This is a genomic window from Nonomuraea sp. JJY05, assembly GCF_043496855.1.
Taxonomy (GTDB): Bacteria; Actinomycetota; Actinomycetes; order Streptosporangiales; family Streptosporangiaceae; genus Nonomuraea.
Map to the genome: position 1 here is coordinate 50,810 of NZ_JBIEIS010000034.1, position 20,069 is coordinate 70,878.

Below are 20,069 nucleotides of genomic sequence, written 5' to 3' on the forward strand. Positions count from 1 at the left end.
TGACGCCCTGGACGCGGACAGAAGCCGCGAACGACGAAGGAACAACAAGCGATGCGCTATGTCATCATCCCTGGGATCAACGGCTCCGACGAGGACCATTGGCAGACCGTCTGGCAGGCGGAGTGGGGAGCCTCCGCCTCACGGATCTCCCCCTCCTCCTGGGACGAACCGGAGCTGGACGACTGGTGCCGGGCGATCGATCGGGCCGTTGACGAGCACCTGTCGGCCGATGTGGTGCTCGTCGCGCACAGCCTGGGCTGTCTTGCCGCCGCCTGCTGGGTCGCCCGGCATCAGCCGGACATCCGCGGGGTGCTCCTGGTGGCCCCGCCGGACAACGCCGGACCGAACTTCCCCGCCGAGGCGCCCACCTTCACCACCGTGGACGCGACCCCTCTTCACGTGCCCGGCCTGGTCGTTTCCAGTGACGACGACCCCTACTGCTCCGCGGAGGTCGCGCTGCGGCTGGCCGCTGACTGGGGACTCCACCATGTCAGCGTCGGCCTGGCGGGCCACATCAACTCCGCCAGCCGGCTGGGCCGATGGGATTCCGGGCACGCGCTGCTGACAGCCTTCACGGCCGGCACGCGTCGCCACCTGGCCACCCAGCTCGAGGATCGCGCATGACCCACGTCGAAGAGCTCCCGAGATACCGCGTTCTCACCGGCCCCGACGACGCCGCCTTCTGCCGGAGGGTGAGCGAGATGCTCGATCTCGGCTACGAGCTGCACGGCTCGCCGTCGCTGACGTTCGACGGTGAACGCGTCATCGTGGGCCAGGCGCTCCTGCGGAGGGACTCGCCTGCCACGCGGCCTTGATCACGGTGATGGCGATCGCCCGGCGGCCGGCATAGGAAGGATGTCCGGGAAGGGCTGTCCTGCCGACAGCCGTTCGACGAGGGTTCGTAGGCCCTCTTTCCCGCCGTTCGTCCCTGCCCAGCGGCTCACCTGGCAGGCGGCCTTGGCGTACAGCCGGGGATCCGCCGACGCCGCCCGCAGCCACTCCCCCAGCGTGACCGGCAGTGGCTGACGGGAGTCGAGCAGGCACCGGTCGCCGGCCGGCGCGAGGTAGCGGGGGTCGTCGCTGACCAGGACGGCGAGGCCCTCGTCGAACCACTGCGGGACTTCGGCACCGTTGAGACGCGCGTGAAGTTCGACGTGGGTCAGCTCGTGCGAGGCGATCACGGGATCGACGCCGCGCGGGGACAGCATCACCGACCGGTTGAGCACGGCGATGCCGCGTTCGCCGCCGCCGCCGATCCTGCGGTAGCAGTCGTCGGACAGGCACACGAGGAGATCCGGAGAGCTCTTCCGTCCTCCGAAGAAGTCACTCACCCGCTTGTTCGCCTGCTCGACGACCTCGCTGACCCGCCGGCGCCGATCCTGCGGGAGGCCGGGTTCGGCGTACACGCCGGGGCGCAGCCGCTCCAGGCCGTAACAGCCGGGACAGACGGTGGCCGCGACGGACGGGAAGGCGATCGCCGTCACCACCACGGCGGCAGTGAGGACCCCGATGACGGCGCCCGCGATCCACCAGCGCTTCCCTTTTCGTCGCCTCACGGGCACGTGGTCCCCCGGGGCGGCAGCCGGCGCTCGGTGACGTACCTGCTGACGTGGTCGATGACGCAGGGGTTGGCCATCGCGCCGAAGAGGTTGTGGCCGGGACCGTCGTGTTCGATCATGCGGCTGCCGGGGATCTGCTCGACCACTCGGCGGGTGGACGCGTAGTCCTGCCAGGTGCCCGCGCCGAGGAGCGGCGGCAGCGTACGGGGCATCGGCGCGGGCGGGTTGGTCGCACGGGTCGGCCAGCCGGCGCAGGTGAGCGGCAGGTGCCAGGCGAGGGGGAAGGCGGCGCCGAGGTTGGGCGCGATGGCGCGCAGCCGCTTGACCGTCCGTGCGACGTCCCGCTGGGTGGCCGGGCGGGGGAAGTCCAGGCATTCCTTGACGCCGCCGCCGGGCAGGCCCGGGTAGGGCTGGCGGCTCGACAGCGCGAAGGCCGACGCGTCGCCGGCCTCGGCCGCCGTGATGGCCGCCACCAGGTCGCCCCATCGGGTGGGGCCGGGCCGGAGCTTGAGGAACGCGAGCGACCGCAACTGCGTGCCGTCGTAGCGGGCTTCGGCCTTGGGGGCGGGGATCGGCTCGCGGTCCGCCTTGGCGATCAGCGCCCGCCAGCGCTTCTCCGTCCCGGCGGGCGCCCAGGCGAGGAACCGGCCCATGAGCCGCTCGTTGTCGCGGGCGATGGAGCCGAGCTCCCGGCCCCAGTCGCGCGGGCTGTGGTTGCCGGTGCCGTCGACGTACATCGTGCGCACGCGCTGCGGGAACAGCCGGGCGTAGGACTGCGCGATCGTTCCGCCGTACGACAGGCCGAGGAAGTTCATCTTGTCCTCGCCGAGCGCTTCGCGGACGGCGTCGGCGTCGCGGGCGTCGGAGGCCGCGTCCATGTGGTCGAAGAGCTCGGGGTCGGTGGTACGGCACTTGTCGCCCCTGGCCTTGTTCGCCGCGGCGAGCCGGTCGAACCCGGCCTGGTCGGCAGGGAACGCCGGGGTGCGCACGAAGCCCCAGTCGCACTGGAGCGCCGCGCCGCTGAGCCCGGGATAGCCGCGCGGGTCCCAGGTCACGACGTCCATCGACGTGCGGATCCTGTCGAAGATCTTGGTGCGTGAGCCCAGCGAGGCGATCTGGTACCCCTGCGGGCCGCCGAAGTTGACCAGCACGGACCCCTTCTTGGCGCCGGTGGCGGGCAGGCGGGCCACCTTCAGGGTGATCTTGCGGTCGCTCTTGGGCGACAGGGCGACGGGCAGGTCCGCACACTGGAGCTCCGGTGCGTCCGCGACAGGGCAGGAGCTCCACTGCAGGGCCGGCTGCGGCGTCGCGGCGCTGACCGGCGTCGTGAGAACGGCGAGCGCCATGAGGGTCTTGAGCATGCGCAGAACGTTAGGAGCCGCGGGCGGCCGGGGTCTGCCCGCGAAAGTCATCGATGGCTGTTCACCAAAGTTGACTCTAAGTCCCTGCGCGGCGTACGTGGAGTCGGTGAGGTGACCTTGGCGTCCGGTGCGCGTGCTGTCTTCAAGGCCGCCGCCGCGCGCGAGGTCGAGGTGGAGCTGTGGGCCCTGCGGTCCATGTCGGAGAGGGGCGTTAGGGTCCCCGAGGTCATCGCCGGGGCGCCGGACGCGCAGATCCCCTACCTGGTGACGCGACTCGTCCCCGGTGAGCCGGGGGTCGCGACGCCCAAGGCGGCGTCCGCGGTGGGACGACTGCCGCGTGCCGTGCACTCTCTCCCCGTGGAGGGGGCGGCCTTCTTCAAGGAGGCGTCCGCGCGCCACCATGCGCGGGTGAGAAGACCTGGGCCGGACAGGTCGCCGGGCTGGCGGATCGGCTCGGCCCTGTCGCCGACGCCGGGATCCTGACCGACGCGCCGTCGCACCTGGCGGACCACCGGCCGCTCTACCTGCTGCTGGCGCTCGTGTGGGAGTACGAGTGCGGCGGGGACTGGCTGCACGAGCGCGTCCCCGGCATCGAATCGGCGCTGACCGCGACCTAGCCGCGCCGGCGCGCCCCGGTGGTGGCTTCCCAGACCGCTGCGGGGGTCAGGGGCATGTCGATGTGGTCGATGTCGAGGGCGTCGCAGACGGCGTTGACGATGGCCGGGGGGATGCCGATGCAGCCGGCCTCCCCCGCGCCCTTGGCGCCCAAGGGGGTGTTGGGGTTGGGAGTCGCGGTCCCCAGGAGGGTGACCGGGGGCATGTCGGCGGCGGTGGGCAGGAGGTAGTCCAGGAGGGTCGAGGCGTGGGGCAGGCCGTTCCCGCCGATGACCGCCTGCTCGTAGAGGGCCTGGCCGAGGCCCTGGGCGATGGAGCCGTGGCCCTGGCCGGCGACGATCATGGGGTTGACGACCACCCCATAGTCGTCCACGGCCACCAACTGGCGTACGTGGACGGTGCCCAGGTCCGGGTCCACCTCCACCACGGCGACGTGGGCGCCGTACGGGAAGGCCTGGGGCGGGGCGACGATCTCGTCGGCGCGCAGGGGACCGGTGCGGGCGACCAGTTCGCCGACGGGCAGCCCCGGGAGAGGGCCGACCTCGACGTCGAGCGGCCCCGTCTCGGCGTCGCCCTGGAGGCCGGGGTGGGAGGCGCCGCCCACCACCAGACGGCCCGCGGTGTACGAGACGTCCTCCTCCCCCACCCCCAGGAGTTCGGCGCAGCGGCGGCGGGCGGCGGCGACGAGGGCTTCGGCGGCGCGCCACAGGGCCGCGCCGCCCACCTGCATGGAGCGGCTGCCGAAGGTGGCGAAGCCGTAGGGCACCTCGCCGGTGTCGCCCTCGACGACGCGGACCCGGTCGACCTCCACGTCCAGGACCGAGGCCACCACCTGGGCGAACGCGGTGAAGTGGCCCTGACCGGTGGATGTCGATCCGACACGGGCGATGAACGTCCCGTCCGGGCACGCCTCCACGCTCCCGAACTCGTCGCTGTCCGGCGGGCCTCCCGAGCGCTCGACGTACGTGGCGATCCCCACCCCGAGCGGCGCTCCGCCGTCCTCGCGGCGGCGGGCCTGCTCGGCGCGGATCTCGTCGTAGCCGACCGCGGCCAGGGCCCGGTCGAGGGCGGCGGCGTAGTCGCCTGAGTCGTAGGTGCGGCCGGTCGGCGTCAGGTAGGGGTACTGGTCGGGACGGATGAAGTTGCGGCGGCGCAGCTCGGCCGGGTCCAGGCCGAGCCGGCGGGCGAGCCGGTCCACGGTGCGTTCGAGGGCGTAGGCGGCCTCGGGGCGGCCGGCGCCGCGGTAGGAGGTCGTCGGGGCGGTGTTGGTGAGCACGCACCTGACGCGCGTGTGCACCCGGGGCGTGCGATAGGCGCCGGTGCTCATCGCGCCGGTCATCATGGGGACGAAGGCGCCGAGGTGCGGGTAGGCGCCGATGTCGGCGTCGACCAGCAGTTCGTACGCGAGGATGGTGCCGTCCTCGTCGGCCGCCAGCCGTACCCGCTGATGCTGGCCGCGGCCGCGCGGGCCCGCCAGCATGGCCTCGGCGCGGTCCTCGCACCAGCGCACCGGGCGGCCGAGGTGGACGGCGAGCAGGGCGGCGACCAGATACTCCGGGTAGGTCTGGCTCTTGGCGCCGAACGCCCCGCCGGTGGCCGGGACGATCACCCGGATCCGCTCCCTGTCGAGGCCGAGCGCCGTGGCGAGAGCGTCGCGCAGCCGGTGCTGGGCCTGGTGGGAGACCCACACGGTGAGGCGGTGGTCGCGTCCCGGGTCCACCAGGATCGCCCGTGGCTCCAGGGACGTGGGGAGCAGCAGTTGCTCGCGGTAGGCGGCCTCGACGACGACCGGGGCGGTGGCGAACACGTCGTCGGCCGGGCGGCCGAAGGTACGTGCGGCGGCCAGGTTGTCGCGGTCGTCGAACAGGCGGGGCGCTTGCGCCGCCAAAGGGTCGCCGAACAGGCGAGGCGTCCCCGCCGTCCAGGAGTCCCCGGCCGTAGGAGGCGTCCCCGCCGTCCAGGAGTCCCCGGGCGTGGGAGGCGTCCCCGGTGTCGAAGGGGCACCGGACGTGCGCGGCTGGTCGATGCGGGTGAAGGGCAGCGGTTCGAGGTTCAGGCGGACGGCCTCGGCGCCGTCCTCGGCGTGGGCGCGCGTGCCGCCCGCGACCACGGCGAGCGCCTCGCCCGGGTAGCGGACGCGGCCGGTGGCGAGCAGCGGCCACGGCGGCGTGCCCTCCTCGCCGGGCACCGTACGGGCGGCGAGGTACGGCAGGTCGGCGGCCGACCACGCGCCCGCCACCCCCTCCTCCTTGAGCGCGGCGGCGACGTCGACCCCGCGCACCACCGCGTGCGGCACCGGGCTGCGGGCGAACGCGAGCTCCAGCGTGCCCGGGATCTCCAGATCGGCGACCCGGCGCGCCCGCCCGGTGAGCAGGTCGCGATCCTCACGCCGCGCGAGCGGCATCCCGATGTACCGCAATGTTTGGACACCCCCGCTTTCGGTACCAACGTCGATATCGGATTCCCGGGATGGGGGACATGAAACCGGCACAATTCGACTACGTCGCGCCTGCCTCCGTACCCGAGGCGGTGGCCGTGCTGGCCGAGCGCGGGCCGGAGAGCCGCGTGCTGGCCGGCGGCCAGAGCCTGCTCATCGAGCTGCGCTACCGGACCACCCGCCCGGCGCTGGTGGTGGACGTCAACCGCATCCCCGGACTCTCGAAGGTCACGGTCGAGGACGGCTCCGTCCACGTCGGCGCGCTGGTCAGGCATGCCCAGCTGGAGCGGGCCGGGTTCGACGACCCGCTGGCCGAGGTGTTCCGCCAGGTGGCGCCGTACGTCGGCCACCCGCCCATCCGCGCCCGCGGCACCTTCGCGGGCAGCCTCGCCTGGGCGCATCCAGCGTCGGAGTGGTGCGCGCTGGCCATGGCCCTGGACGCCGGGATCGAGGTGGACGGCCCCGCGGGCCCGCGTACGGTGCCCGCCGGCTCATGGTTCCGCGGCGCGTTCGAGACCGCCTGCCTGCCGGAGGAGCTGGTCACCGGCGTCCGGCTGCCGCGCCCCCCGGCCCGGACCGTCTCGGCCTTCGCCGAGCACCGCCGCACACACAGCGGCTTCGCCCTGGCCGCCGCCCTGGTGATGCTGCGGCTGGCCGCCGGCCGCGTCGAGTGGGTGCGCATCGGGCTCGCGAACGCGGCGGACGTACCCCTCCGCGCCGTCGGGGCCGAGCGCCTGCTGACGGGCGAGCGGCCACAGCCGGAGCTGTTCGCGGCGGCCGGCGCGCGGGCCGCCGCCGAGGCGGACCCGCCCGGCGAGCCGCACGCGCCGGCCGACTACCTCAGGCACGCGCTGTCCACGCTGGTACGGCGCTGCCTCGCCCGTGCCGCCCACCACGCGGGGACCTCATGAACGTGCGGCTCACCGTCAACGGCCGGACCCACCAGATCGACGTGGAGCCGCGCACCAGCCTGGCCGACGCGCTGCGCGACCGGCTGGGCCTCACCGGGACCACCTTGGGGTGCGAGCACGGGGTGTGCGGCTCGTGCACCGTACTGGTGGACGGCACGGCCATCCGCTCCTGCCTGGCCCTGGCCGTCCAGGCGGAGGGCGCCGACATCCGCACCGTCGAAGGGCTGGCCGACGGCGACGAGCTGCACCCGCTGCAGGAGGCGTTCGCGGCCGAGCACGCGCTGCAGTGCGGCTTCTGCACCCCCGGCTTCCTCATGCTGCTCGCCGGCGCGCTGGCCGAGGAGCCGGAGCTGGACCGGGACGAGCGCCGGCTCGACGCGGTGCTGGCCTCCAACCTGTGCCGTTGCACGGGGTACGCGGGCATCCGCCGGGCCGCCGCCCGCGCGGCCGAACGCATGCGCACGAACGGCGGCTGAGGTGGTTCAGAGGACCCTGAGGTCGTCCATCGCGTCCCGGTCCCAGTCGATGCCCAGGCCGGGCACGTCGGGGGCGATCGCGTGGCCGTCCTCGATCGGCAGCTCGGACCGCGTGATTGCGCGCAGCTGCGGGATGTGCTCCACGTACGCCCCCGCCGGCACCGCGGCCACCAGGCTGACGTGCAGCTCCATCAGGAAGTGCGGGCACACCGGCACGTTGAACGCCTCCGCCAGGTGCGCCACCTTCAGCCACGGCGTGATCCCGCCCACCCTGGCCACGTCCGCCTGCACCACCGAGGCCGCCCCGCGCGCCAGGTAGTCGCGGAACTGCCCCACCGAGTACATCGACTCGCCCACCGCCACCGGGATCGAGGTCGAGCGGGCCAGCTCCCGGTGCCCCTGCACGTCGTCCGCCGGCAGCGGCTCCTCGAAGAAGTACACCTGGTACGGCTCCAGCGCGTGCGCCCGCCGCCTGGCCTCGGCGTAGGTCATGGACTGGTTGGCGTCCACCATGATGTCCAGCCCGGGGCCGGCGGCGGCCCGGACGGCGGCGACGCGCTCCGCGTCCTCCTCGATCCGGGGCTTGCCTATCTTGAGTTTGACGCCGCCGAGCCCGGCCTCCTGGGCCGCCAGCGCCCCGCGTACGAGGTCGTCGACGGGCAGGTGCAGCCAGCCGCCCTCGGTGTCGTACACCGGCACGGCCCGCCTGAACCCGCCCGCCAGCCGCCACAGCGGTTCGCCCGCGCGCAGGCAGCGCAGGTCCCACAGCGCCGTGTCGACGGCCGCCAGGGCCAGCGAGGTGATCGCGCCGACCGTGGTGGCGCGCGTGGTGGCGAACAGCTCGCGCCACAGCGCCTCCACGTCGCGGGCGTCACGGCCCTCCAGCAGGGGCAGCAGGTGGTCGCGGAGCATGGACAGCACGGCGCGGCCGCCCGTGCCGATCGTGTAGGAGTAGCCGGTCCCGGCCAGCCCGTCGTCCGCGAGCAGCTCGACGAAGATCGTCTCCTGCTTGACGAACGCCTGCACGGCATCCGTCCTGACGGTCTCCACGGGGAGGTCTACCAGGTACGCGTCGGCACGCACGATCTTCGTCATGTCAGGGTCCCATCTGGAGGAAACGGTCGCGGGCGGCGGCGAGGTGGGCCCGCATGGCCTCGGAGGCGGTCTCTGGACTGCCCGCCACGACGGCCTCGGCGATGCGGGCGTGCTCGGCCAGCGTGGGGTCGCCGTCGCGCCGGCCCGCGTACTCGATGCGGAACAGGTGCAGGTGGCAGTGGGTACGCCGGAGCGAGTCCCGCAACGCCTCGCTGCCCGAGAGCTCGGCGATCAGGTCGTGGAAGCGGGCGTCGTGGTCGGCCAGGCCGTGGTAGTCCTCGTACCGGGTGCCCTGGGGCGCCTTCGGGACGCTGGCCAGCTCGGCCCGCACGCGCTCCCCCGCCTCGGCCGTCACCAGCTCGGCCGCGCGCCCGGCCGCCCACGGCTCCAGGAGCAGCCTGAGCTGGTAGAGGTCGGCGATCTGGCCGGGCGTGAGCAGGGACGCCACGGAGTAGCCGCGCAGCGCCTCCTTGGTCAGCAGGCCCTCGGACTCCAGCGCGGACAGCACCTCGCGCACCGGCGTCTGGGAGACCTCGAGCAACCTGGCGATGGCGTAGATGTTGACGCGGGCGCCGGGCTCCAGGTCGCCGTTCATGATCAGGCCCTTGACGCGCTCGTGGACGTCCTCGGTGAGAACGCTCCGCCGGGCGGCCGGCACGCGGCCCATCAGGCGCTTTTCGATCTCACTGGCCAACCTTCACGCTCCGGCGGGTCTTGACGGGCATCGGGGGGCGTATGCACCATTGCGAAATATCCAATAGGAAATATTACTGAGGACCGCGATGGCCACAACCCTCCGAACCACCGTCCGCGGCCGGTTGCGCGCGCTGCCCGCCGACGTCGCCCCGGCCGACCGGTACGTGGCCTCGATCGGCGGCATCCAGAACTTCGCCTCGAACTTCGCGGGCATCATCAGCCCCATCATGGTCGGCTACCTGGTGGACAAGACGTCGTCCTTCGCCGTGCCCCTCATGGTGATCTCGTGCGGGGCTCCTGCTGGGCGCCTTCACCTACGCGGTGATCCTCAAGCGGGTCGAGCCCATCGGCCTCCCGCGCCGGGCAGAACCGTAAAGATCCGTTCTTGCTCATGTGGCGGCGCGGCCCTGCCCCGACCTGCCGTGATCTCCTGAGCGGTGTTCGTACCATCATTCAGGAGGTCCGCATGCGCCGACGCGCTCACCTGCTCGCCACCGCCGCCCTGCTCACCGCTCTCGCCCCGGCCGTCGTCCTGAGCCCCGCGGGCCTGACCTCGGAGTTCCCCACCATCAGCCAGCGCCTCATCAACTCCCTCGTCCTGACGAACGGCTACGTCTCGCAGGTGAGCGACATGCTGGGCGACTCCCTGGGCAGTCTCAATCTGCACGTCTGATCACGCGGGCCGGTGGAAGGTCGCCCGCCAGCGATGGTGCTCGCCGTCGCGCAGGTCCTCGACCTTCCCGCTCTCCAGCCCGCCGGTCGCGAAGGCCCCGATTTCCGACGGAGTCAGCGGCCACGGCGGCGCGAACGCCGGCCCGCCCTCCTCCCGGCCCGACGCGATCACCAGCAGCGTGCCGCCGGGCCGGACGAACTCCGCGATCGCGGCGACGGCCCGGCCGTGCAGGGGCTCCGGCAGCGCCTGCACGGTCATGATCTCGACCACCAGGTCGAACGCGTGCCGCCACTCCGGGGGCGGCGCCAGCAGGTCGGCGACCTGGTAGCGCACCTCGCTTCCGGGAAAGCGCTCCCGGGCCAGCCGGACGGCCGACTCGCTCACGTCGAACGCCACCGTCTCGTAGCCGAGGCCCGCCAGGTGCTCGGCGTCGTCGCCCAGCCCCGCGCCCACGACCAGCGCCCGCCCGACGCCGGGACGGGCCCACTCCGTCAGCAGGAAGTGCGGGACCGCGAGTCCCACGGCACGATCGCGTCGCCACTGGCCGACTCGGCATAGAGCCGCTCGAACCAGCCGGTCGGGTCGCCGTGAGCGAGCGACTCGGCGGCCAGCCTGGTCGCGTCGGCGTCCGGATCTCGTCCCGTCATCAGCCCTCCCAGCAGGATCCCGTACGGCTCGCCCCGCTCCGCCTTGGCGGCCAGCTCCACCAGGTCGGCCCGGTCCCCGAGGGGGCCGACCAGCCCACGCTGGGCGAAGACGTGCTCGTGCACGTATCCCCTGCGCCGCAGCGCCACGTCGAACAGCGGGAGCAGCGCGCAGACGCCGGGCGTGGGATGCGGGCAGGGCTGCTCCTTGTGCCACCATTCAAGCTCATTCGCACGCCCGGCGACCACGAGCTCGACGACGTCCAGGTCAGTGGCCTGCCGGCCGAGCAACTTGGCCGCCGCCTCAAGCACGACCTCACGCTGGTGCTTACCGACCCGCACCCAGGCCTCCACGGGGAGGTCCGCCATCCGGTACGGCCTCACGCCCAGCGCGAACCCGCCCCAGCCGCTCAGCTTGTGCGAGACGACTTTCCCGAGCCTGATGGCCAGCTTGGGGGGCACCGTCACCATCACGCCCGAAGGCACCGGCATGAGCGCCACCCCGTCGCCGATCGGCTGAGCAGCGTCCCAGTCGATCGCCTCGGCCATGCCGGGAAGAGCGGGCGCGGGCCGGGCGCGGGCCAGCAGCCCGTCCCTCTGGACCTTCCACAGGAAGCTCTCGTAGACGTCCGCGGCGCCGCCGCTGCCGGAGAACGGCGCGACGTAACGGGCCGCGTGCCAGCCGAAGGCACCTCCCAGCAGCCGCTCGGCCCGCATACCGGCGACGAAGCGCTCGCTCCCGACGATGGAGCGGGTCTCGGCCCAGAGCGCCTCCCGCAGCGACGCGGTCGCCTCGCCCAGCCAGGACCAGTCCGGATGGTGTGCCACGAACAGGTGGACGGCCCAGCGCTCGTGCCAGCGCCACCGCCTGGCGGCGAGCAGCTCCCCGACCATGAGCGTGTGCAGCTCCGCCTCGTCCGCCGCCAGCAACAACGGCAGGCCCACCAGCAGGATCGGCTTGCCTCGCTTGGTCCGACCCGCCCGCACCTCGGCCCAGGCGGACACGCGTACCTTGGGCACGGCGTCGAAGCCCGCGAGCCGCGCCGCGTCCGCGACCAGCTCGCGCAGCCGCGGCTGGTCATCCAGCGGCAGCGCGGGACAGCGCCACCGGAACCGCCGAGGCCATCGGTCCGCGGCGAAGGCGACCGCGCAGGCCCCGAGACCGAGGCTCACGACGAGCACTCCCTCGATGCCTCCCAAAGCCGCGCTGAGGAGGGTGCCCGCGACGCCGACGCCGAGGATCGCCGCCAGGCCGATGAGGAGTTTCGCCCATTCAGGAAGGAAGCATGACAAGAAATTCTTTGTCAGCAGGATCCATAACACCCGCCACCGCGTCAGTCGCACGGCCTAATGATCGGGCAGGAAGCCTTACGCGTGGAAGGAGTCCTTGGCCAGCCTTCGCACCCGCGTCTCGTCGATGTCGTGGCCCAGCCCCGACTGCGTGAGGGGGACGGCGATGACGCCGGCGTTGGCGCCCACGATCGGCGTGACGATCTGGTTCTGGCGCGGCGGCTGCGTCACGTCGCACGGCAGCGTGCAGCCCGGCAGGCTCGCGACCGCCACCGTCGCCGCCCTGGCCAGCCCCGCGCCCTGGCCGCCCGCGCACTGGATGTCCAGGCCCGCCGCCGCGGCCCGGTCGTGCGCCCGGCGCGCCTCCGTCAGCGAGGGGAACGCGTTCGGCCGCAGCAGCAGGACCCTGGCGGCCCGCAAGGTCAGGTAGTCGTCCAACCGGGCGGTGGAGGCGACCTCGACCGCGACCGAGGCGGACACCTGGTCCTGGAGCGAGGCGTGCGCGTGGACGTCGCCGACGGCGAAGGGCCGCTCGATGACCTCCAGCCCGTAGGAGTCGAGGGCGACGAGCTGGCCGAGGTCGGTGTAGGCGGTGCCGCAGTCGACGGCCAGGGTCAGCGCGGGGTACGCCTGGCGCACCGCCCGCACGGGCTCGACGTCCCAGCCGGGCCTGATGTCCAGCGTGACGTGGCCGTACCCGGCGCAGACCTGCTGGTTGACCCGGGACACGAGGCTCTCCACGGACGGATCGGGGGCCAGCCGGACGGTGGCCATGAGCGAGGTGCGGGTGCCGCCGATCGCCTCGGCGAGCGGCACCCCGCGCATCCTGGTCCACAGGTCCCAGCAGGCCATGTCGACCGCCGGGTCGCCGCTCGGCACCGTGTCGGGGTGCTCCCAGTCGACGCCGATCAGCAGGGCGCCCAGCGACTCCTCCAGCCTCGACCACGTCTTCGGCTGGGGGGCGATGGACTCGCCCCAGCCGGTCATGCCGCCGTGGTCGGTGAGTTTCACGAGCAGGGTCTCCGACTTCTTGCCGAACGGCAGGACAAGCCGGAAGACCTCAAGCTCCCGCACTCGCGGCATGTATCCCCCTTTTATGACGCGTTTATGACGCGGCTCCCTCCATAGTGCCTGCTGTGCGGGACTGGACAAAACGCGGGGCCAGCAGAAAGGCCACGGCCGCGAGCGCGGCGGTGAAGGACAGGCCGATCGCGTAGTTCTCGGCGGTGGCGGTGAACAGGGCGCCGCTGATCGCGACGGCCACCACGGTGAAGACCGACTCGCCCACGCCGACGGCCGCGGTGTTCTGGCCCTCCTCGCCCTCCTTGGACATCTCCAGCACCAGTACGGACACCGTCGGGTGCAGCGCGCCGATGCCGAGCCCGGCGATCGCCATGGCCACGAAGGCGAGCGCGAGCGGCAGGGAGTCGATGAGCACGAGCGTCACCAGCACGATGCCGATGGTGATCATGGCGGCGCCGCCGCGAATGGCGGCCAGGTGGCTGATCGTGCCCCGGCCCTTGATCCAGGAGCCGGTGGACCAGCCGAGGGCGCCGACGGTGAGCACGAGGCCCGCGCCGGTGGCGGTCAGGCCGCGCTCGTTGATCAGCATGAGCGGGATCAGCACCTGGGAGGCTGTCAGCGAGCCGAAGGCCAGGCCGCGCAGCACGGGCGCGGTCGGCAGGCCGGGGGCGGCCCTGAGCGAGCCGCGCAGCAGCAGCCTGGGCAGGGCCACGGCCAGCAGGACGATCCCCGCGAGGAGCAGGGGCAGGCCCGCGAGCTCGAGCGCGCTGCCGTACTGGATCAGGGCGGCGGCCACGGCGGTCAGCGTGGCCCAGACGAGCTTGCGGCCGAGGCCGGGGGCGGGCTCGGCGATGCCGTCGCCCACCTCACGCCCCGCGGTGCCGCGCCAGAGCAGCAGCGCCGACGGGACGACGATCAAGGAAACGCCGATGAAGATCCACCGCCAGTCGATGTTCTGGGCCACGAACCCGGCGATGGCCGGGCCGACCATGGACGGCACCACCCAGGCCGCCGAGAACAGGGCGAACACCTTGGGATGCATGCTTCCCGGGTAGACCCGGGCGACCAGCACGTACAGTGACACCTGGATCAATCCCGCCCCGAGGCCCTGCACGAACCGGCCCGCGACGAACACCTCCATGTTCGGCGCGAACCCGGCCAGCAGCAGCCCGGCCACGAAGCCCGCCACGCCGACCGCGATCGGCTGCAGCGGGCCGCGCATGTCGCTCCACCGCCCGCCCACGACCGTCGCGATCACGCTGGCCGCCAGCGTGGCGCTGAAGGCCAGGTTGTACAGGTGCATCCCGCCCAGCTCGCGGGCCACCACGGGCATCGCCGTGGCCACCGCCATCGCCTCGAAGGCCACCAGCATGACCAGCGCGACCAGCCCGATGCTGAGCGCCCGGTACTGCGGCGACACCACGCCCGCCGCGGATCTCTCAACTGTCATCGTCATACGGGGCAAGCTATGGCGAACCCCCACGTCAGCACCTCCGGCGGGGGTCCTAGGCGGCCCTCGGCAATTGGGCCTAGGGCGTGCGGGGCATGCGGGCCTCGATGCCGTCGAGGAGCAGCTCGAGGCCGTAGTGGAAGCGCTGCTCGCCGTCGTCGGCGATCAGGTCGTCCACGAACTTGGTGATGTGCGGGAACCGCGCCGCCGGCAGCGCCCGGTAGTAGCCGGCGATCTGCCCGACGAAGGACTCGAAGTAGTCCCGCGCGTCGGTCAGGCCGGCCGCGCGCATCCTGGCGAAGTGCACGGAGCCCTCGTACGCGTCGCCGACGACGTACAGGGAGATCCGGTCCATCGACAGGGACGCATCCCGCGGCGACATGCCGGCCTCGATCAGCAGGCCGAAGACGAACTCGCCCATGCGGACCGAGTTCTCCCCCGAGGGGATGTTGGCCAGCGCCACCCGGGCCAGGTCGATGTGCTTGCCCAGCACCCGGTGCACCTCGACCACGTATGCCCGCAGCTGGTCCTTCCAGCGGCTCGGATCGCGCTCGGGCAGCCGGATCTCGCCGAGCACCCGGTCGTAGATCAGCTCCAGCAGCTCGTCCTTGTTGGCCACGTGCGCGTAGAGGGAGGCGGGCCCCGTGTCGAACTCCTGGGCCACGCGTCTCATGCTCAGCGCGTCGAGCCCTTCGGCGTCGAGGATCCGCAGGCCGGCCTCGACGATCAGGTCCTGGCTGAGCTGCCGCCTCAGCTGGGCCGGCTTGCGCGACTTACGCCACGGGGGGAGCGGAACGTCCTCGGTTGCCATACGAACACTGTACTTGACACGAACGGTGTTCGCCACTAAAACGGTGTTCGTAGCGAACACCGTTCGTTCATAGAACACCGTTTCTTAAGGAGCCCCCCATGACAGTCACCGCCTCAGCGGCGACGACCGAGACCCAGCCCTACCGCTGGCGCTGGATCGCACTGTTCGTGATCCTGGCCGCCGAGGTCATGGATCTGCTCGACGCGCTCGTCACCACGATCGCCGCCCCCACGATCCAGAAGGAGCTGGGCGGCAGCGACAGCATCGTGCAGTGGCTCGGCGCCGGATACACCCTGGCCATGGCCGTCGGCCTGATCACCGGAGGGCGCCTCGGCGACCTGTTCGGCAGGAAGCGCATGTTCGTGATCGGCGCGCTGGGCTTCACCGCCGCCTCACTGCTGTGCGGCGTGGCGATGAGCCCGGAGATGCTGATCGCGAGCCGGGTGCTGCAGGGCCTGTTCGGGGCCGTCATGCTCCCGCAGGGCCTGGGGCTGATCAAGGAGATGTTCCCGCCTCAGGACCTGGGCAAGGCCTTCGGCATGTTCGGCCCGGTCATGACGATCTCGTCCGTGGGCGGTCCCGTGCTGGCCGGGTGGCTGGTCGACGCCGACTTCTTCGGCACGGGCTGGCGCATGATCTTCCTGATCAACCTGCCGCTCGGCCTGGCCGCCGCGCTGGCCGGCCTGCGTTTCCTGCCTGAGTACCGCCTCTCGAACGCCACCAGGCTCGACCTCGTCGGCGTCACCCTCGTCTCCCTGGCCTCGTTCCTGCTGATCTACCCGCTCATCCAGGGCCGCGAGCTGGGCTGGCCCGTGTGGACGTTCGTGTCGATGGCGGCCTCGATCGTGGTGTTCGCGATCTTCGGCCAGTACGAGTCGCGCCGCGCCAGGTCCGGCAGGGACCCGCTGGTCACGCCCGGGCTCTTCCGCAAGCGCGCCTTCACCGGCGGCCTGGTCGCCGGCCTTGCCTTCTTCTCCGGCATGATGGGCCTCGGCCTCGTCTTCAACCTCTACACCCAGCTCGGCCTCGGCTTCACCCCGCTCGAGGCCGGTCTCACCGGGCTGCCGCAGGCCCTCGGCGGCGTCGTCGGCTTCGGGCTGGCGATGTCCGGCCTGCAGGAGAAGCTGGGCCGCGGCCTGCTGCAGATCGGCACCGTCGTCATGGCCGTGGGCGCGGCCGCGCTCGCCCTGACCATCCACCTGGCCGGGGTCGACGTCAGCGGCTGGCAGCTCGCTCCCAGCCTCGCCTTCGTCGGCATCGGGATGGGCCTGACCATGGCGCCGTTCTTCGACATCGTCCTCGCCGGCGTCGAGCCGCACGAGTCGGGCTCGGCCTCCGGCACCCTGACCGCGATCCAGCAGCTCGGCGGCGCGCTCGGCACCGCCGTGCTGGGGACGCTCTTCTTCAACCTGCTGGCTCGCCAGTGGAGCTTCGGCTCGACGATGCAGGTCACCGTGTGGGTCGAGGTCGGGCTGCTGGTCCTGACGTTCGCCCTGTCCTACCTGCTGCCGCGCAAGGCCAGGCCGGGCGAGGCCGGCCACTGACGCCCCGGGGCGGGGCGCACGGTGAACCGGCCGCATGACTCACACCGCGAGGTGCCGCTCGGCCCACTGCGCGATGTCGCGTCGCTCGATCGCGGCCGCCATCAGGTCGGGGAAGGCGTCGGGCGTGCACGCGAAGGCGGGCACGCCCATCGCGGCCAGCGCGGCGGCGTTCTCGTGGTCGTAGAACGGCGCGCCCTCGTCGGAGAGCGCCAGCAGCACGATCACCTGGACGCCGGCCTGCGTCATCGCGGCCACCCGGCGCAGCATCTCCTCCCTGACGCCGCCCTCGTAGAGATCGCTGATCAGGATGAAGATCGAATCGGTGGGCCGCGTGATCAGGCCCTGGGAGTAGGCGATGGCCCGGTTGATGTCGGTGCCGCCCCCGAGCTGGGTGCCGAACAGCAGCTCCACCGGGTCGTGCAGCTGGTCGGTGAGGTCCACCACCGCCGTGTCGAACACCACCAGCGACGTCTTGAGCGACCGCATCGACGCCAGCACCGCGCCGAACACGCTCGAATAGACCACCGAGGACGCCATCGATCCGCTCTGGTCGATGCAGAGCACCACCTCGCGCTGCACCGACCGCTGTCGGCGGGCGTAGCCGACGAGCCGCGAGGGGACGACGGTGTTCTTCTCCGGCAGGTAGTTCTTGAGATTGGCCCTGATCGTCCGGTCCCAGTCGATGTCGGCCACCCGCTTGGGGCGGTTCGTCCTGGCCGAACGGTCGAGCGCGCCGGTCACGGCGGCCCTGGTCTTCTGGGCCAGCCTGCGTTCGAGCTCGTCCACGACCCTGCGCACCACGGCCCTGGCCGACTCGCGGGCCTGGTCGGGCATGACGCGGTTGAGCGCGAGCAGCGTGCCGACCAGGTGCACGTCCGGCTCGACCGCCTCCAGCATCTCGGGCTCCAGGAGGAGCCTGGTGAGGTTGAGCTTCTCGATGGCGTCCTTCTGCATGACCTGGACGACCGTGGAGGGGAAGTAGGTGCGGATGTCGCCGAGCCAGCGCGCCACGCGGGGCGCGGACGCGCCGAGGCCGCCCTCCCTGCCGCCCTGGTCGTAGACGGCCGACAGCGCGGCGTCCATCCGCGCGTCCATGCCCTCCAGCCCGAGCCCGGTGCCGTCGGCGTCGCCGCCGCCCAGCACCAGCCGCCACCTGCGCAGGCGGTCGTCGTCGGTCATCCGTCCTCCTTTCCGAGGATCGCGAGCACGGTCGCGACGGCCGCCGCCGCGCGGCCCTCGTCCACGTCCTGTGTCCCTTCCCGCGCGCCGCTCCCCGCCGAGCGGACGCGCTCCCCGATCGCCCTGCGCTCGGGCGCGGCGAACCCGCCGAACGTACGGCGCAGCAGCGGCAGCACGTCGGTGAACTGCTCGCCGGACAGCCCCGTGAGCCAGCCGTCCACCAGGCTCAGCAGCCGCGGATCGTGCACCAGCAGCAGCCCGCCGCCCGCCAGGAACCCCTCGACCCACGCCGCCGCCCTGGCCGGGACCTGCCCCCTGGACATGGCCCTGGCCATGCGGTCGCCCGCGTCGTCGAGCTCCCCCGCGTCCAGCAGGATCCTGGTGAGCCGCCCCTCGATGAGCCCGTGCAGGTCCTGCCGGTCGCTGACGCCCCGCAGGGTGACCAGCCACCGGCTGCGCGGCGCCACCTCCCCGCCCGTGCCGTCCGTCTCGAGGAGCGCGACGGCCGCGTGCACGGCGTCCACGTGTTTGAGCAGGCCGGCCGCCGCGTCGTCGTCCAGCCCCGTCACCGCGACCGGCAGCCCCACGCAGATCCGCTCCAGCATCGAACGGACGATCGCCGCCAGCCCTTCGACCGAGGTGCCGCGCACGTCGCCGTAACGGTGGGCGCGCACCATCGCGGGCAGCGCCGCCATCAGGTGCGTCACGTCGGTGTCCAGCGCCGCCCTGGCCGACAGCGCCGCCAGCACCTCGGGCAGCGCCTGCGGCAGGTCGGCCAGCAGGCACTGCTCGACCAGCGACGTCAGGTCCGCCAGGGCCGTCCGGTCCGTCGCGGCCAGGTCTCCGGCCCGCCGCGCCGCCGCCCCGGCCACGGTGGTGCCCAGGGCGGCCTGCTCGATGAGCGCCAGGTCGTGCTCGGGCCGCCACCGCAGCGTCCACGTCTCCCTGAACGTGCCCTTCCCGCGCGACTCACCCGGTGTGCCCCAGTCGACGCCGAGCAGGCCGAGCCGGTGGAGCAGGTGGCTGCGGTCGAGGTCGAGCGGCTTGCGCAGGTCGAGGTCGATCTCGCGGTCGAGCGCCTCCGGCCGCAGCCGCAGCCGCCGCTGCTGGTCGCGCAGGTCGCGCTGGAGCGGCACCATCGGGGTGCCGTCGGTGACCTGGCCGAGCCGGTCGCCGACGACCATGCGCCGCTGGATCAGCTCGACGGCCAGGTCGTCGCCCTCGCACAGCACGGCCCTGGCCGCCTCGGTGACCTCGCCGAGCCCGGCCAGGGGCCTGCCGCGCAGGGCGGCCAGGCTGTGCGCGAGGCGTACGGACTCGATGACGTGCGCGGACGACACGGCCAGCCCCTCGTCGCGCAGCACCGCGGCGGCCTCGGCCAGCCACCGCTCCACGGGCCGGTCGGGCGCGCCGAACAGGTGGTGGTACCAGCCGGGCGAGGTGATCCCCGCGCCGTAGCCGCTCCACGAGGCCAGCCGCCCGTACGTCCACGGCACCCACGTCAGCTCGGCCTTCACCTTGGGCAGCCCGCGCAGTACGGCGTTGTCCTTGGCGGCGGGCGGGAGCGGGCCGGTCAGCGCGGGGACGTGCCAGGCCCCGCAGATCACCGCGATCCGCCCGTAGCCCTCCTTGAGGGCCGCGCGGAGGGTCCTGCGCATGTACGCCTCGCGCCTGGCCTCCCGCTCGTCCGGCTCGTAGCCCTCGCGTACGGCGGCCATGGCCTCGGCGATCACCTCGAAAGGCGTGTCGCCGCGGTGCTCGACGACGTCCTCCCACCAGCGTTCGGGGTCGTCGTATCCGGCCGCCGCGGCGAGCGTGCCGATGGGGTCGGCCCGCAGGCCGGGGGTCTCACCCCGGTCTTCGCCCTCGATCTGGCTCCCGTCTTCGCCCTCGGTCCCGCCCCGGCTTTCGTCGTCGGTCTCGTCCCGGTTTTCGTCGTCGGCCAGCGAATGGGCCGCCGGGAGGTCGCAGAAGCGCACCGGGACGCCGGCCGCGGTGCCGTACAGGATGGCCTGCCATTCGGGCGAGAACGCGGCGAACGGCCAGAACGCGGCCCGCGCGGGCGCCCCCGGCACGTGGGCCAGCAGCGCGACGGGCGGCTCCAGGTCGGGTGCGAGCGCGACGAGCGGGTCGGCCTCGGGCGGGCCCTCGATGAGGATGGCGTCGGGGCGCAGGCGCTCGAGCTCCTGCCGCACGGCCCGCGCGGAGCCCGGCCCGTGGTGGCGCACGCCGAGCACCGAGACGATCGGCCCGCCCCCGGCGCCGGCGACCGGCAGGGTGCTCATGCGTCCTCCTTAGCCGGCCG

The 20,069-nt window shown here is 72.9% G+C and carries 20 protein-coding genes; 8 read left to right on the plus strand and 12 right to left on the minus strand.

Features of this window, described 5'->3' with window-relative positions:
• Window positions 1-51: 51 nt before the first annotated feature.
• Window positions 52-624 (plus strand): RBBP9/YdeN family alpha/beta hydrolase, encoded by a 573-nt coding sequence (locus ACFKCF_RS41325; RefSeq protein ID WP_394500801.1) that lies wholly within the window; start codon window positions 52-54, stop codon window positions 622-624.
• Window positions 621-815, plus strand: coding sequence for a DUF1737 domain-containing protein (locus tag ACFKCF_RS41330; RefSeq protein ID WP_394500802.1), 195 nt, complete (start codon window positions 621-623; stop codon window positions 813-815). The genes ACFKCF_RS41325 and ACFKCF_RS41330 overlap by 4 nt, the downstream gene beginning before the upstream one ends.
• Here ACFKCF_RS41330 and ACFKCF_RS41335 read toward each other — a convergent pair whose 3' ends face one another.
• Together ACFKCF_RS41335 and ACFKCF_RS41340 are read right to left on the minus strand one after the other, a co-directional pair.
• Complete coding sequence (locus ACFKCF_RS41335) at window positions 816-1,556, minus strand: hypothetical protein (RefSeq protein WP_394500803.1); 741 nt, start codon at window positions 1,554-1,556, stop codon at window positions 816-818. It abuts the gene before it with no gap.
• Entirely contained in the window at window positions 1,553-2,920 is a 1,368-nt protein-coding gene (locus ACFKCF_RS41340) for an alpha/beta fold hydrolase (protein WP_394500804.1), read from the minus strand. The genes ACFKCF_RS41335 and ACFKCF_RS41340 overlap by 4 nt, the downstream gene beginning before the upstream one ends.
• Window positions 2,921-3,031: 111 nt before the next feature.
• Here ACFKCF_RS41340 and ACFKCF_RS41345 point away from each other — a divergent pair, with 111 nt between their 5' ends.
• Window positions 3,032-3,403, plus strand: a complete 372-nt coding sequence (locus ACFKCF_RS41345) for a hypothetical protein (protein ID WP_394500805.1) — start codon at window positions 3,032-3,034, stop codon at window positions 3,401-3,403.
• A 130-nt stretch (window positions 3,404-3,533) separates the two neighbouring features.
• On the opposite strand, the gene ACFKCF_RS41350 is transcribed toward ACFKCF_RS41345, so the two are convergent.
• Entirely contained in the window at window positions 3,534-5,954 is a 2,421-nt protein-coding gene (locus ACFKCF_RS41350; protein WP_394500806.1) for a xanthine dehydrogenase family protein molybdopterin-binding subunit, read from the minus strand.
• A gap of 59 nt (window positions 5,955-6,013) precedes the next feature.
• Here ACFKCF_RS41350 and ACFKCF_RS41355 point away from each other — a divergent pair, with 59 nt between their 5' ends.
• Together ACFKCF_RS41355 and ACFKCF_RS41360 are read left to right on the plus strand one after the other, a co-directional pair.
• Complete coding sequence (locus ACFKCF_RS41355) at window positions 6,014-6,883, plus strand: FAD binding domain-containing protein (RefSeq protein WP_394500807.1); 870 nt, start codon at window positions 6,014-6,016, stop codon at window positions 6,881-6,883.
• Entirely contained in the window at window positions 6,880-7,359 is a 480-nt protein-coding gene (locus ACFKCF_RS41360; RefSeq protein WP_394500808.1) for a (2Fe-2S)-binding protein, read from the plus strand. Before ACFKCF_RS41355 ends, ACFKCF_RS41360 begins: the two co-directional genes overlap by 4 nt.
• A gap of 6 nt (window positions 7,360-7,365) precedes the next feature.
• Here the strand turns inward: ACFKCF_RS41360 and ACFKCF_RS41365 are convergent, their stop codons facing one another.
• Window positions 7,366-8,454 (minus strand): mandelate racemase/muconate lactonizing enzyme family protein, encoded by a 1,089-nt coding sequence (locus ACFKCF_RS41365; RefSeq protein WP_394500809.1) that lies wholly within the window; start codon window positions 8,452-8,454, stop codon window positions 7,366-7,368.
• A gap of 1 nt (window position 8,455) precedes the next feature.
• Window positions 8,456-9,121, minus strand: a complete 666-nt coding sequence (locus ACFKCF_RS41370) for a GntR family transcriptional regulator (protein ID WP_394500810.1) — start codon at window positions 9,119-9,121, stop codon at window positions 8,456-8,458.
• A gap of 115 nt (window positions 9,122-9,236) precedes the next feature.
• Here ACFKCF_RS41370 and ACFKCF_RS41375 point away from each other — a divergent pair, with 115 nt between their 5' ends.
• Window positions 9,237-9,584 carry a hypothetical protein gene (locus ACFKCF_RS41375; protein ID WP_394500811.1) on the plus strand — a complete coding sequence of 116 codons (348 nt, stop codon included), beginning with the start codon at window positions 9,237-9,239 and terminating at the stop codon, window positions 9,582-9,584.
• Window positions 9,585-9,616: 32 nt separating this feature from the next.
• Window positions 9,617-9,823 carry a hypothetical protein gene (locus ACFKCF_RS41380; RefSeq protein ID WP_394500812.1) on the plus strand — a complete coding sequence of 69 codons (207 nt, stop codon included), beginning with the start codon at window positions 9,617-9,619 and terminating at the stop codon, window positions 9,821-9,823.
• On the opposite strand, the gene ACFKCF_RS41385 is transcribed toward ACFKCF_RS41380, so the two are convergent.
• The 5 genes from ACFKCF_RS41385 to ACFKCF_RS41405 all read right to left on the minus strand — a co-directional run bounded on the left by ACFKCF_RS41385 (window position 9,824) and on the right by ACFKCF_RS41405 (window position 15,041).
• Window positions 9,824-10,345 carry a class I SAM-dependent methyltransferase gene (locus tag ACFKCF_RS41385; RefSeq protein ID WP_394500813.1) on the minus strand — a complete coding sequence of 174 codons (522 nt, stop codon included), beginning with the start codon at window positions 10,343-10,345 and terminating at the stop codon, window positions 9,824-9,826. It abuts the gene before it with no gap.
• Window positions 10,315-11,760 (minus strand): hypothetical protein, encoded by a 1,446-nt coding sequence (locus ACFKCF_RS41390; protein ID WP_394500814.1) that lies wholly within the window; start codon window positions 11,758-11,760, stop codon window positions 10,315-10,317. The genes ACFKCF_RS41385 and ACFKCF_RS41390 overlap by 31 nt, the downstream gene beginning before the upstream one ends.
• Window positions 11,761-11,835: 75 nt before the next feature.
• On the minus strand, window positions 11,836-12,840 hold the full coding sequence (locus ACFKCF_RS41395) for an enolase C-terminal domain-like protein (protein ID WP_394500815.1): 1,005 nt from the start codon (window positions 12,838-12,840) through the stop codon (window positions 11,836-11,838).
• Window positions 12,841-12,862: 22 nt separating this feature from the next.
• Entirely contained in the window at window positions 12,863-14,236 is a 1,374-nt protein-coding gene (locus ACFKCF_RS41400; protein WP_394500816.1) for an MFS transporter, read from the minus strand.
• A 73-nt stretch (window positions 14,237-14,309) separates the two neighbouring features.
• Entirely contained in the window at window positions 14,310-15,041 is a 732-nt protein-coding gene (locus tag ACFKCF_RS41405) for a TetR/AcrR family transcriptional regulator C-terminal domain-containing protein (protein ID WP_394500817.1), read from the minus strand.
• A 98-nt stretch (window positions 15,042-15,139) separates the two neighbouring features.
• On the opposite strand from ACFKCF_RS41405, the gene ACFKCF_RS41410 reads away from it, so the two are divergent.
• The gene (locus tag ACFKCF_RS41410) at window positions 15,140-16,585 is read left to right on the plus strand and encodes an MFS transporter (protein ID WP_394500818.1); all 1,446 of its coding nucleotides are present in this window, start codon (window positions 15,140-15,142) and stop codon (window positions 16,583-16,585) included.
• A 39-nt stretch (window positions 16,586-16,624) separates the two neighbouring features.
• Here ACFKCF_RS41410 and ACFKCF_RS41415 read toward each other — a convergent pair whose 3' ends face one another.
• On the minus strand, window positions 16,625-17,764 hold the full coding sequence (locus ACFKCF_RS41415) for a VWA domain-containing protein (protein ID WP_394500819.1): 1,140 nt from the start codon (window positions 17,762-17,764) through the stop codon (window positions 16,625-16,627).
• Window positions 17,761-20,049 (minus strand): DUF5682 family protein, encoded by a 2,289-nt coding sequence (locus ACFKCF_RS41420; protein WP_394500820.1) that lies wholly within the window; start codon window positions 20,047-20,049, stop codon window positions 17,761-17,763. Before ACFKCF_RS41420 ends, ACFKCF_RS41415 begins: the two co-directional genes overlap by 4 nt.
• Window positions 20,050-20,069 lie beyond the last annotated feature (20 nt).

Excerpts from the sequence above, each read along its gene's own strand:
- ACFKCF_RS41400 (WP_394500816.1), bottom strand. The coding sequence starts at position 14,236 with ATGACGATGACAGTTGAGAGATCCGCGGCGGGCGTGGTGTCGCCGCAG.
- ACFKCF_RS41330 (WP_394500802.1), top strand. The coding sequence starts at position 621 with ATGACCCACGTCGAAGAGCTCCCGAGATACCGCGTTCTCACCGGCCCC.
- ACFKCF_RS41325 (WP_394500801.1), top strand. The coding sequence starts at position 52 with ATGCGCTATGTCATCATCCCTGGGATCAACGGCTCCGACGAGGACCAT.
- ACFKCF_RS41365 (WP_394500809.1), bottom strand. The coding sequence starts at position 8,454 with ATGACGAAGATCGTGCGTGCCGACGCGTACCTGGTAGACCTCCCCGTG.
- ACFKCF_RS41380 (WP_394500812.1), top strand. The coding sequence starts at position 9,617 with ATGCGCCGACGCGCTCACCTGCTCGCCACCGCCGCCCTGCTCACCGCT.
- ACFKCF_RS41370 (WP_394500810.1), bottom strand. The coding sequence starts at position 9,121 with ATGGGCCGCGTGCCGGCCGCCCGGCGGAGCGTTCTCACCGAGGACGTC.
- ACFKCF_RS41405 (WP_394500817.1), bottom strand. The coding sequence starts at position 15,041 with ATGGCAACCGAGGACGTTCCGCTCCCCCCGTGGCGTAAGTCGCGCAAG.
- ACFKCF_RS41410 (WP_394500818.1), top strand. The coding sequence starts at position 15,140 with ATGACAGTCACCGCCTCAGCGGCGACGACCGAGACCCAGCCCTACCGC.
- ACFKCF_RS41395 (WP_394500815.1), bottom strand. The coding sequence starts at position 12,840 with ATGCCGCGAGTGCGGGAGCTTGAGGTCTTCCGGCTTGTCCTGCCGTTC.
- ACFKCF_RS41375 (WP_394500811.1), top strand. The coding sequence starts at position 9,237 with ATGGCCACAACCCTCCGAACCACCGTCCGCGGCCGGTTGCGCGCGCTG.
- ACFKCF_RS41415 (WP_394500819.1), bottom strand. The coding sequence starts at position 17,764 with ATGACCGACGACGACCGCCTGCGCAGGTGGCGGCTGGTGCTGGGCGGC.
- ACFKCF_RS41360 (WP_394500808.1), top strand. The coding sequence starts at position 6,880 with ATGAACGTGCGGCTCACCGTCAACGGCCGGACCCACCAGATCGACGTG.
- ACFKCF_RS41420 (WP_394500820.1), bottom strand. The coding sequence starts at position 20,049 with ATGAGCACCCTGCCGGTCGCCGGCGCCGGGGGCGGGCCGATCGTCTCG.
- ACFKCF_RS41355 (WP_394500807.1), top strand. The coding sequence starts at position 6,014 with ATGAAACCGGCACAATTCGACTACGTCGCGCCTGCCTCCGTACCCGAG.
- ACFKCF_RS41340 (WP_394500804.1), bottom strand. The coding sequence starts at position 2,920 with ATGCTCAAGACCCTCATGGCGCTCGCCGTTCTCACGACGCCGGTCAGC.